The organism is Pseudomonas sp. AK181 (genome assembly GCF_051122975.1).
Lineage (GTDB): Bacteria > Pseudomonadota > Gammaproteobacteria > Pseudomonadales > Pseudomonadaceae > Aquipseudomonas > Aquipseudomonas lactis.
In genome coordinates this window covers 1,224,173-1,235,076 of the sequence record NZ_CP146348.1, presented here as the reverse complement: position 1 = coordinate 1,235,076, position 10,904 = coordinate 1,224,173, and the positions used below count along the sequence as shown (strand labels likewise).

The following is a 10,904-nucleotide window of genomic DNA, read 5'->3' as shown; positions in this document are numbered from 1 at the left end:
GCTGTCAGGCCGCTATCGCAGGCAAGCCAGCTCCCACAGTTTGATCGCGGGGGCGGCAGGTAGATGGGTGTCGGCTGCCAGACCGCCTTCGCGTGCAAGCCCGCACACAGAAAAATCCTCTGCCCGATAAACCTCGTGACGCAGGCAAACTGCGTCTACGCTTCAGACAAGTCCGATCAATCTGTAGGAATGGATCAATCGACTATGGGCGCTCTGCAGCACACCGATGCCACCCAGGCTGACCTCGACCCCGACAGCCCGTCACCAGCGCCTTTGCCGAAAAAAACCAGACCCTGGCGTCGCGTGGGCTGGCTGATTGTGTTGATGGCCTTGATCGCCATGGCTTTCGCCGTGCATCGGGAGGTGCAGACCTCACGCTGGCAGGCCCGCGTATTCAGCGAATGGGCGGCGAAGCTGACCTACCAGGTGGCCGCCGGCGCCAGCGATGCAATGGTGTACCCAGGCGCAGGCCCCTTCGATCAGCGGTTGGGCTACAGCGCCTTGGGCGAGTTCCTGCCGCGCTTGCTCAGGCGCAATTACATGATCGAATCCCAGGCGCGCTTTTCCGAGGCGTTGATGGACTACAGCCGTCATGGGCTGTTTATCCCCTACGCCGAGAAAATCCAGGCCGGCTTGACCCTCACCGATTGCCGCTCAGCACCGCTGTATCAATTCAATTACCCGACCCAGCTGTACGCCCGCTTCGATGACATTCCGCCGCTGATGATCCACAGCCTGCTGTTTATCGAAAACCGTACGCTGCTCGATCCCGAGCCCGCGCAAGCCAACCCGGCCGTGGACTGGCCACGCTTCGCCAAAGCAGCGTGGTCGCAGGTGGCGCGCCAGTTGCACCTGCCGGGGCAGGCGGCGGGCGGTAGCACGCTGGCCACCCAGCTGGAAAAGTACCGCCACTCGCCCGACGGCCTGACCCTGTCGGGCAGCGAAAAAATCCGCCAGATGCTCTCCGCCAGCGTGCGCGCTTACCAGCATGGCCCCGATACGCTTGCGGCGCGGCGCAACATAGTGCGTGATTACCTCAACAGCGTGCCTCTGTCGGCCGTGCCGGGCCATGGCGAAGTGCATGGCATGGCCGAAGGGTTGCGGGTGTGGTACGGCGCCGATTTCGCCCAGGTCAACGGCGCTCTTCAGGACACCGCCACCACACCGGCCAGCCTGGCGGCGCGGGGCTTGGCACTGCGTGAAGTGTTGTCGTTGATGATCGCCCAGCGCCGCCCTTCCCATTACCTGGCCAACGGTCGCGACGAACTCAAGCAACTTACCGACAGCCATCTGCGGTTGCTGGCGCAGAACGCGGTGATCGATCCGCCGCTGCTCAAGGCCGCCCTGGCCGCGCGCGTCACTTATCGCGACTGGCTGCAACAGCCCACACTGCAACCGATCGACAGCAACAAGGGCGTGAGCGTGGCCCGCAGCCGCCTGGCGGCCCTGCTCAACCGGCCACTGTACGACCTCGACCGCCTTGACCTCGCGGCCACCAGCACCTTGCAGGCCGAGCTGCAAACCCAGGTCACCGCCTACCTCAAGCAACTGGCCGACCCGGTATTCGCAGGCAACATCGGCCTGCTCGGCGAACGCCTGCTGACGCCTGCCAGCACGCCGCAAGTGCGCTACAGCTTTACGCTGTTCGAACGCACCGCCGACGGCTCACGGGTGCGGGTGCAAACCGACAACACCGACCAGCCCTTCGATATCAACGAAGGCAGCAAGCTGGAACTGGGCTCCACCGCCAAGTTGCGGGTGCTCACCACCTACCTGCAAATCATCAGCGAACTGCATGATCGCTACGCCCCCCAAACCCCGGCGGCGTTGAAAAAAGCCGACATCGCCGAGCAGGACCGGCTCAGTCGCTGGGCCATCGATTACTTGCTGCAGGCCCCGGATAAATCCCTGGCAGCCATGCTAGAGGCGGCCCTGGACCGCACCTATTCAGCCAGCCCCAACGAAGGGTTTTTCACAGGTGGCGGGATGCATTACTTTCACAACTTTCGCAACGAAGACAACGGCCGCAGCCCCACATTGCGAGACGCGCTGCGCGAGTCCATCAACCTGCCGTTCATTCGCCTCATGCGCGACCTGACGCGGTACGTCACCTACGCGGGCGCCAATAACAGTGCGCAATTGCTCAAGGATGACGGCGACCCACGCCGCCAGGAATACCTGGCTCGATTCGCCGACCGCGAAGGCACCACCTTCCTGCTCAAGTTCTGGAAGAAGTACCAGAAAAAAGACACCCAGGCGCGCCTGGAAACCTTCCTCGACAGCCTGCACCCCACCGCGATCCGCTTGGCAGCCGTGCATCGCTACCTGTTTCCCGAAGCAAACCCGGACACCTTCAACCGCTTCGTGCGCTCCCACCTGACCGGCGTCAAAACCACCGCTGCCCTCAGCGACGAGCGCCTGCAACGCCTGTACAAGGACTATGGCCCCGGTACCTACGACCTGCCCGACCAGGGCTATATCGCCAAGGTCCACCCCCTGGACCTGTGGTTGCTCGGTTACCTGCTCAACCACCCGCAGGCCACCTTCACCGAGGTGGTCAAGGCCAGCCAGTTCGAGCGCCAGGAGGTGTACAGCTGGCTGTTCAAGAGCCGTCATCAAGGCGCGCGTGACAGCCGGATCCGCACCATGCTGGAAGTCGAAGCATTCCTGGACATTCATCAACGCTGGCAAGCGGTGGGCTACCCTTTCGATCATCTGGTGCCGTCACTGGCCACCGCCATTGGCAGCTCGGGAGACCGCCCCGCCGCGCTTGCCGAACTGATGGGGATCATCCTCAACGACGGGGTGCGCGGCAAAGTGCTGCGCATCGACAGCCTGCACTTTGCCGCCGGCACCCCTTACGAGACCCGCGTGGTCAACACGCCCGACCCCGGCAAACGGGTGATGCCGTCCGAAGTCGCCAGTGCCTTGCGCGGGGCGTTGTCACGGGTGGTGGACGCTGGCACGGCCAAGCGCGTGTCGGGCAGTTTCACCCAGGCCGACGGTACGCCAATGGCCATGGGCGGCAAGACCGGCACGGGCGATAATCGCATCCAGGCAATGGGCGCGGGTGGGCGCTTGATCAGTTCCAAGTCGATCAACCGCACTGCCACGTTTGTGTTTTTTATTGGTGACCATCACTTCGGCACGCTCACCGCTTTTGTGCCTGGCAGTTCGGCGCAAGGTTTCAAGTTCACCTCGGCGTTGCCGGTGCAAGTGCTCAAGGGCATGGCGCCGTTGTTGATGCCTTATCTGCAAGGGTCGAGTGAGGTGATGTGTGGTGGTTCCTGATTGGGTGGCGTGCCAGCCACTGAAGTCGTTGGCCGCCCAACCGCTTTCGCGGGCAAGCCCGCTCCCACAGGAGGGCCAATGTGGGCTTGCTCGCGAAGACGATGGATCAGCCACCGCACTATTTGAAACCTAGACCTCAGAATCCCAGATCACCGTCACCACACCCGTGTAGGTGCTGCCGGGTTGTTTGAGCATTTCCTTCACGTCATCTCTCTCCACGGCAAAGTGCAGGCTCCCGGGGCGGTTGCTTACGTAGTGGGTGGACTGGAACAGCTCGGTGCCGCTGCCATCCAGGCGCAAGGGCAATTTGTTCACAGCCTGGCCATATTGGTCTTGTAAACCGAAGGGCAGAGTCACGCTGACCTGCAGTGGCACCTCGTCCCCGCCCCCATTACGCAGCCCGCAGGTGTTACCGATGACTAGGCCACACTCAAGCTGCATCTTGAAGTGCCCACTGGAATAGATGGTGAAGGTCTGGTCACGGAACAGGCGCGACGGTTGGCGGCCACGATTGAGCCAGGCTTGCCAGCCACCTTCAGGCAACAGCTCGACGCGGTTGCCCCCTGGAGGCAGTTCAACCTTGAGGATGTGATCCACGCGAAGATCGAAATTGAATGTCAACGTGTTGTCGTTGGGCATCATCACATCGCCAAAATCAAAATCCCTACCAGGCCCGATGCTGTAGGACAACGAGCCGCGGTACTCACCACTGGCCATACCCAACGGATTAGGGGTTCTGAGTTCATAGCCATACTCCACCGGCTGATACCACATTTGCGGAATAGGCGCGCTGGGGACCACACTGCAGGCTCCGCCGTTTTCCGGGACGATCCAGAAGTACAGCAAGTAAGTGCCGGACGACGTGTAGTAGTTGACGCCTCGACAAGAATCCACGCCGTAACGCCAAGGATCCGCCCAGTGCCTTCCTGGGGCGCTCCACACAGTCACCCTGGCGCCCCCGCCCAGGCCCCATCTGCCGCCGATACCGGCGATGCGCATCTGTACCGTTTCAACCTGCCCCGTGGCGACATGGGTCACCTGCACATCGCGCCAGGAGGACGGTACCTTGTAATACGCGCCCTTGCGCGGGTCTTCATGGCCCGCCTCGATTTGCGCGATCGAGTTGAACATCAATTCGTCGGTACGAATACTGAAGGTGTTGAGTGACTCGCAAAGCGCCGGCACGTGCCAGGCGCAGATGCCACTGTGGGGCGTGGTGTTCTGGAATTTATTGACCATGGGGTTGGTCGGGTCTGGGCGAAACACCGCCGAGATATTTTGTTCCAGCGCCTGCACGGGCAGGCTCACCCACCCGACGCCTAGCGCCAGCGCCCAAGGCCCCAGCCATTTTTTGGTTGCGGTGATCAACTGCATAAACACTCCAAATCTGCGGCGCTGTGGGTTTCACACACCAGGCTCACGGCGCGGGAAAATCGAACATCAAGTGCACCGTGCCGTAATATTCCCCGCCCTTGTAACCGTCCTGCGGCTCGATGGCTGAGATCTCCAGTTCGGCGCGCCGGCCCGTGCGCGCCTCGTCGGCGTTGAGTACCTGGGTGGAGTCCAACGTCAACGGCACCCGATTGAACAGCACCTGCAAGTCGATACGGTTGCGCCCGCTCAGCAAATACGGCATGTCGCCCAGGCGCGCGGTCACGCCGCCATTGATGTTCTTGACGTCGAAGTTTTTGCGCAGGCGGCCCAGACGCGCCGTCGCCAAGTCCCACGCCAAAACCTGGTCATGGCCCATCCAGTCGGGTTCGGAGGGCAGCACATAGGCCTCTTCGATCGGGATGGTCACCGACACATCGAAGCTGTGCCGCTCCTGGAACGCCTGCGCCGGCTCGCCCAGGAACACAGGGGTCATCAGTACCGCCAGTGCCGTCAGTTGCTTGAACATTGTCATCACCCGTTGCTGTTGACCGTCATCGGTTTTTTGTCACGGCCTTCGATCAGTTGGAAGCTGAACTGGCGCCCGGGCTTTTTCTCGAACACCAGCTGGCGGCCGGGCAGGATGTGGTGCTTGGTGGTGGCTTCACAGTCGGTTTTTTTCGCCACCGAACAGTCCCGGAACTCATCGAGCACCACCACACTGTTGCCGGCGTTGCGCAAGGTGTACTGGTTGGCGGTCTGGCTGATCTGCGTCTCGAAACGGGTGTTCTGTGGGCGTACGAAGAACACCGTGCCGTAACCGGCCATGACGTTGACCCCCGCCGCCAGCGCGTCTTTGTAATCGGCCCGCTCTTCGTCGGTCACGGCAAAGTCGTCTTCTTTTTCCGGCACCACCGGGATGAAGCGCACGCGGAAGTAACGTTCCTTGTCACGCTGGCCCATGTACAGCAACCGCGTGCCCTGGCGCCCGCCGGCCGGCACGATCAGCCGCGCCGGGCTGGCCATCAGGCCGTCGCGGTTGGTGGCGGCACCCTTGGCGTCGGTCATCGAGGCAACGGGCACTTCCCTGGACGTGCCATCAGCGTTGTAGACGATCTCCAGCACATTGACCTTGATAAACGCGGTGCTGGTGCCGCCGTTGTAGACACGTTTGAGGTAGGAACTGCGATCACCTTCCAGATAGTCATACACCACGCCGACATTGATTGCCGGCCCCGCCTGAGCGGTCAATGACAGCAGCAACAGCCCGACCGATAACACTGCATGTTTCATGTTTGATTACGCCTCAATGATTGAACCCAGCCCAGGGGCTGATATGCGGTAAATGCCCGCCTAGACTTCCGAATCCCAGATCACGGTGACCACGCCGTTGTAGGTGCTGCCCGGGTGTTTGAGCATCTCCTTGACGTCGTCGCGCTCTACGGCAAAGTGCAGGCTGGCCGGGCGCTTGTTGACATAGTGGGCCGGCTGGAACAACTCGGTGCCGGTACCGTCCAGGCGCAAGGGCCGCTTGTTCACCGCCTGGCCGTATTGATCTTGCAAGCCGTAAGGCAGAGTTACGCCGACCTGCAGTGGCACCTCGTCCCCGGCGCTATTACGCAGGCCGCAGGTATTGCCGATGACCAGGCTGCATTCGAGCTGCATGTTGAAGCGCCCGCTGGCATAGATGACCAAGGTCTGATCGCGAAACAGGCGGGACGGTTGGCGACCACGATTGAGCCACGCCTGCCAGCCCCCCTCGGGCAGGAGTTCGACGCGGTTGCCACCTGGTGGCAGATCAACCTTGAGAATGTGCTCCACTCGAAGATCGAAATTGAAGGTCAGCACGTCATCGTTTGGAAGGTAGAGATCACCAAAGTCAAAATCCTTATGGGGCCCAACGCCATAACTAATAGACCCTCTGTATTGCCCCGCTTCCATTTCCAAGGGATTAGGCGTCCTCAGCTCATACGTGTACTCAAGCATGCTGAAACTGGAAGCAGGCACATTGAACGGCGTCGCTAAATTGCACGCGCCCGCGCCTTCCGGCACTAGCCAGAACCACAGCCTTAGCGTGTCGCCTGCCGCCCACATACCCGTGTATTGGCACGGTGGTGGCGGATGTGTCCAGTTGGCGGGTAATGGACTCCAGGCATAAACACTCGGCGGGTTAGTCGTATTGAATCGGCTGCCAAGTCCCGAAATACGCATCTCGACAGTTTTTCGGTCGCCCTGGGATGAGACCACTTCAAAACTTCGCCAATCGGAGGGGACTTTGAACGTCAAACCTTGACGCGGATTTGCATGATTGGCTTCTATCGGACCGCTCGCTACAAAGTTGATATCCCAGGTTCGGATACTGAAAATGCCCAGCGCCTCGCACCTTGCAGGCATATGGCCTGGGCAGACCCCGCTTTGCGGCGTGGTGTTGGTGAACTTGTTCATCATCGGATTGCTGGGATCCGGTCGGAATTCGGCCGTGATGTCTTGCGTGGCCGCAAGGCCCAAAGGGGTGAACAGACACAACGAAGCGGCCAATACGGCAGCGCGCCACGGTGTGTTGCAAGGCTTGTTCATGCTGATCAACTCGTTGCTGCGAACACAGGTTGTTCTGGGTGAAAAGTTCATCCGGCCGCCTCTGACGCATGGGCGACTTCGGCCAAGGTATCCGGCGTACAGCGCAGATCACCGATCATCAGCACGTCGCTTTCACTCGGCGCGTTGCTCGGGTCCAGACGGAACTGGCACAGCAACTGGTTCTGGTAGCGCACTTGCAGGGTGGGCGAGCTGGAGCTCATTTCCATGGAGAAGAACCCGTCCACTTCGCTGACCCCGCGGCTGGCATGGTTGATCACGTGATGGCCGCGCAAGGGTGCGCCGCGTTCATCCAGCAATCGGCCCAGCACGGTGACGGTTTTCATCACGCTGACCTTGCGATAGTCCACACCGCCCTTGTTCAGGTGGTAGCTGGAACGTGCCGGCTGGATATTGGCCGCCGGTGGGTGGTTGCCTTCAAAGTCGAACGCCACACTGCTGCTCTTGTAGGCCGAGACCGGCACGTAGTTGCGCCCAGGCCTCAGCAGGGTGCTGCCGCCGCCCATGTCGTCGGCGCGCAGGGCGATCTCGTCGAGGTCGGTTTCTACGTCGATGATCATGCCGGCGCCGTTGCCCTGGTACTGGCTGCTGAGCAATACCTTGCCGGCCCCGGCAACCAGGGTGCTGTTGAGGTTCAAGCCGCCGCTGAGGTCGCCGTTGAAGGAGCTGCGCTGCACAAAACCGTCACCGCTGACCGCGTCCGTACTGAAACTGGCCATGCCTGACAGGCCGACGCCGTAGGTGTCGGTGATCGCCGTGGCCGAGACGCTTTGCAGGAAGTGGTCGGTGAGGTCTTGGCGCAGAGTCACCGAAGCGTTGTTGTCACGCCCGCCATCGCGAGCGGTGCGGGTGCCGATGCTGCCGGAGATCTGCCGGCCATCACGGCCCAGATTGACGCTGACACTCACATCCACGCCCCGGTTGCGCCGGTCGTTGGTGCCCGCGCTGCCGGGCCGGTCGAACACCGAGAAACGCCAGTTGGCATCGCTGCCGAACAGGTTGTCGTGGCGGCTCCAGCCCAGGTCGATACCTGCGCCCTCGACATTGCCTTCGCTGTGGGACAGGCGCATGTTCAGGGTGTTTTTCGCATCCAGCCGGTGGTTGACCGACAGCGCCGTGTTGCTGGCCTCACCCACGAAGGTATTGCGGCGCAGGCGGGTGCCGTCCGGCAGGGTTTCGTAGGTGTCGCGGGTGTCGAGCCAACTGCGGTTGTGGCTGAACACCAGGTTGGTGGCGCCCAAGGTGTAGAGCGCTTGCAGGTCCATGCCGGTGCCGTGGTCCTGGGTTTGATACAGGTTGGTGTAGAGGCTGGTGTTGTTGGCCACCGTCCAGTCCACCGAACCGCCGTATTGCAGTTGTTCTCGCACTTGGCGGGCCGACAGGCCGAGGATCACCCGTGGGTGCAGCAGGTAGTTGATGGAGGCACCGGCGGTCATCGCGCCAGAGGCTTGTTCGTCCCAGTTACTGAACAGCTTGGTCTCGCGCCCGGCGAACAGGTTGTAGCGCCATGGGTCTTCGGCGTTGCGCCAGTTGCTGGGCTTGTACACCAGCTCCTGGGTGGTGCTGGTGGTCAGGCCGTCTTCTACCAGGCGCACTTCCACTTCATAGATGCCGCCGGGCAATGGCCGGGTGTCCAGGGTTTGCAGGCCGGCTGCTACGGCTTGAGTGTTGATCAACAGGCCGTTGCGGTAGATCTCCACCGCCGCCTGACGGTTGGCGGTGACGTAGATCGGGTACACGCTGGGCTTGGCATTGTTAATGGCGAGGCTGTCGGAACTGCCATACATCAGGCCCAGTGCCGTATCGGGGCTGGCGCCGAAGCTGCGCAGTTGACGGGTCAGGCCGTCGGAATTTGGGGTGAAATGGCCCAGGCGGAAAAATTGCCCTTCCATTTCTCGTTGGGTGTACAGCTCATGGATCGCGTGGCGCATCTGTTCGTTATCGCCACTCTGTCGTGCCAGTTGCAGGTTGAACACCTGGCTCCAGTTGCCGACGCTGGAACTGGCTTGCAACCCGTAGCGGCCGCCCAGTTTGTTGTCCTGGCCACCGTTGAGGTTGAGCTGGTTGTTGACGATCAGCCCGAGGCTGCCGCCTTCCGGTTGCGCGTAGAAGCGGGGTGCATCGTCGTTGAGCTCGACATCCTGGGTGATGATCGCCAACTGCGAGTTTTCCAGGTTGTAGAACGCAGAGAGCATTTTTTCCGGGCAGGACTGGGTACAGGTGCCCAGCGCCACGCCTTTTTCCAACAGCGCTTGCCAGGTGTCGCGGGTAGCGGCGGGCACTTTGCTGTCAGCGGTGTCGGTGAATTCGAGCAAGGTGACGCGATCATCCCGGGTCAACACAATCAGCGCCTCGCCCAGTAACTGCTGGTCAAGGTCTATGCGCACGGCCAGCGGCACGTCGAAAAAGTGATCGGTAAAACCAGCCGGCAGGCCTTGGGCCTGGCTCAGCAGGCTGCCCGTCGTCAAAGCGCCCGAGGCAGCAGGTGCGGCCAGGGCACTCGTACACATCAACAGCGCAAGCGCAGCCGCGATAGGCGTCATCGGAAACATGAACGGAACACTCTGTATGCCAAAGGACTGGAGAGAAAATCAGGCCGGCGGACCGAGGAGGGAAAGTCAGCCGACCTGCAAGCAAATGCCCGTGTTCAAAGGGCATTCATTGGCATCAAGGCGTTGGCAACACCGCGTCGAATACCACCGGCATCACCGCGGTGTAGGAGCCGCGTTGAGTCGCCGAAGGCTTGGCCGCGACGATGCGCATTTCAGCGCCAATACCTGGGGTGGAGTCGGCTTCGTTGACCACTTCCTGCGGAGAGCCGGTCAGGGTCACGCCATTGAGGGTGGTGGTCAGCGCGATGTTCTGCGCGGCATCACCGTTGAACAGCACAGCCGGGCCGCCTTCGATGTAGGCGTGAACCGAACCGTTGGTGTTCTTGATGTCGTAGATGGCGCTCAGGGGCGCCAACTCACCGCTGACCAGGTTGTAGGTCATGGTTTCGTCACGGCCCCAGTTCGGGTCACGTGGCTGGGCGTGGAACACGGTGGTGGGGATGTTTGCCTTGAGGTTGACGGTGTGGCTGGCTTCACCGGCAGCGATAGCCGTTACCGAGGAAGACAGTGCTAGTACAGCCAGGGGAACAGCGACAGCAAACTTCTTGAACATGGTCAATACCTGTAGTTGACAACAGTGAGTGGTTCATTGCCAAGGAACTCCCTAACAACGAATTAGCAGGCGTGGTTAGTTGAACTACGCACTGCCAGACAATGATCAACCGAAACTAAAAGCAGGTATGCAGGCACATTCGAAAACGCACGTAGCCCTTGTAAACAGGGCTTGAGCGAAAAAGATGGCATTTCGCCAAAACTTTAAAAGTATCCGTAGGAAATAAGCTACACGCTAAAAATGCGCTAAAGAAGTTGCTGTAAGAAGCGTACCACAAGACTAAGCAGCGCCTGGCAAACAACAAGTTCAGATATAAATTCGAGCCACAACTCTAATTAAAGTTATAGCTCTAAAATCCAATCAGGTCCAATAGTTGTTAGTTGCTTCGCGGACCAAGCTTGTGCAGCCGCCAACGACCGTTGGTCGCCAGGTACTATCCTTAGCATTAAGATATATCTTACGTTATATCTAAACCTGCACAG

7 protein-coding genes are annotated in these 10,904 nt (G+C 60.6%); 1 reads left to right on the top strand and 6 read right to left on the bottom strand.

Annotation, left to right across the window (positions count from 1 at the left end; all coding sequences use genetic code 11):
- The first annotated feature begins 204 nt into the window (after positions 1-204).
- A complete protein-coding gene (locus tag V8689_RS05845) occupies positions 205-3,291 on the top strand; it encodes a transglycosylase domain-containing protein (RefSeq protein ID WP_056789993.1) in 3,087 nt (1,028 codons plus the stop codon).
- 129 nt (positions 3,292-3,420) lie between these two features.
- Here the strand turns inward: V8689_RS05845 and V8689_RS05840 are convergent, their stop codons facing one another.
- The 6 genes from V8689_RS05840 to V8689_RS05815 all read right to left on the bottom strand — a co-directional run bounded on the left by V8689_RS05840 (position 3,421) and on the right by V8689_RS05815 (position 10,422).
- The gene (locus V8689_RS05840) at positions 3,421-4,665 is read right to left on the bottom strand and encodes a hypothetical protein (protein ID WP_056789990.1); all 1,245 of its coding nucleotides are present in this window, start codon (positions 4,663-4,665) and stop codon (positions 3,421-3,423) included.
- 43 nt (positions 4,666-4,708) lie between these two features.
- Positions 4,709-5,191 (bottom strand): CS1 type fimbrial major subunit, encoded by a 483-nt coding sequence (locus V8689_RS05835; protein WP_056789987.1) that lies wholly within the window; start codon positions 5,189-5,191, stop codon positions 4,709-4,711.
- A gap of 5 nt (positions 5,192-5,196) precedes the next feature.
- Entirely contained in the window at positions 5,197-5,955 is a 759-nt protein-coding gene (locus V8689_RS05830) for a hypothetical protein (protein ID WP_056789984.1), read from the bottom strand.
- 60 nt (positions 5,956-6,015) lie between these two features.
- Positions 6,016-7,110, bottom strand: a complete 1,095-nt coding sequence (locus V8689_RS05825) for a hypothetical protein (protein WP_060766246.1) — start codon at positions 7,108-7,110, stop codon at positions 6,016-6,018.
- A 176-nt stretch (positions 7,111-7,286) separates the two neighbouring features.
- Positions 7,287-9,809 carry a CS1-pili formation C-terminal domain-containing protein gene (locus tag V8689_RS05820; protein ID WP_056789982.1) on the bottom strand — a complete coding sequence of 841 codons (2,523 nt, stop codon included), beginning with the start codon at positions 9,807-9,809 and terminating at the stop codon, positions 7,287-7,289.
- A 115-nt stretch (positions 9,810-9,924) separates the two neighbouring features.
- Positions 9,925-10,422 (bottom strand): CS1 type fimbrial major subunit, encoded by a 498-nt coding sequence (locus V8689_RS05815; RefSeq protein ID WP_056789979.1) that lies wholly within the window; start codon positions 10,420-10,422, stop codon positions 9,925-9,927.
- Between the last annotated feature and the right edge of the window lie 482 nt (positions 10,423-10,904).

What these genes read in the sequence shown, in the direction of transcription:
- V8689_RS05845 (WP_056789993.1), top strand. Translation starts at nt 205, where the DNA reads ATGGGCGCTCTGCAGCACACCGATGCCACCCAGGCTGACCTCGACCCC.
- V8689_RS05840 (WP_056789990.1), bottom strand. Translation starts at nt 4,665, where the DNA reads ATGCAGTTGATCACCGCAACCAAAAAATGGCTGGGGCCTTGGGCGCTG.
- V8689_RS05835 (WP_056789987.1), bottom strand. Translation starts at nt 5,191, where the DNA reads ATGTTCAAGCAACTGACGGCACTGGCGGTACTGATGACCCCTGTGTTC.
- V8689_RS05830 (WP_056789984.1), bottom strand. Translation starts at nt 5,955, where the DNA reads ATGAAACATGCAGTGTTATCGGTCGGGCTGTTGCTGCTGTCATTGACC.
- V8689_RS05825 (WP_060766246.1), bottom strand. Translation starts at nt 7,110, where the DNA reads ATGATGAACAAGTTCACCAACACCACGCCGCAAAGCGGGGTCTGCCCA.
- V8689_RS05820 (WP_056789982.1), bottom strand. Translation starts at nt 9,809, where the DNA reads ATGTTTCCGATGACGCCTATCGCGGCTGCGCTTGCGCTGTTGATGTGT.
- V8689_RS05815 (WP_056789979.1), bottom strand. Translation starts at nt 10,422, where the DNA reads ATGTTCAAGAAGTTTGCTGTCGCTGTTCCCCTGGCTGTACTAGCACTG.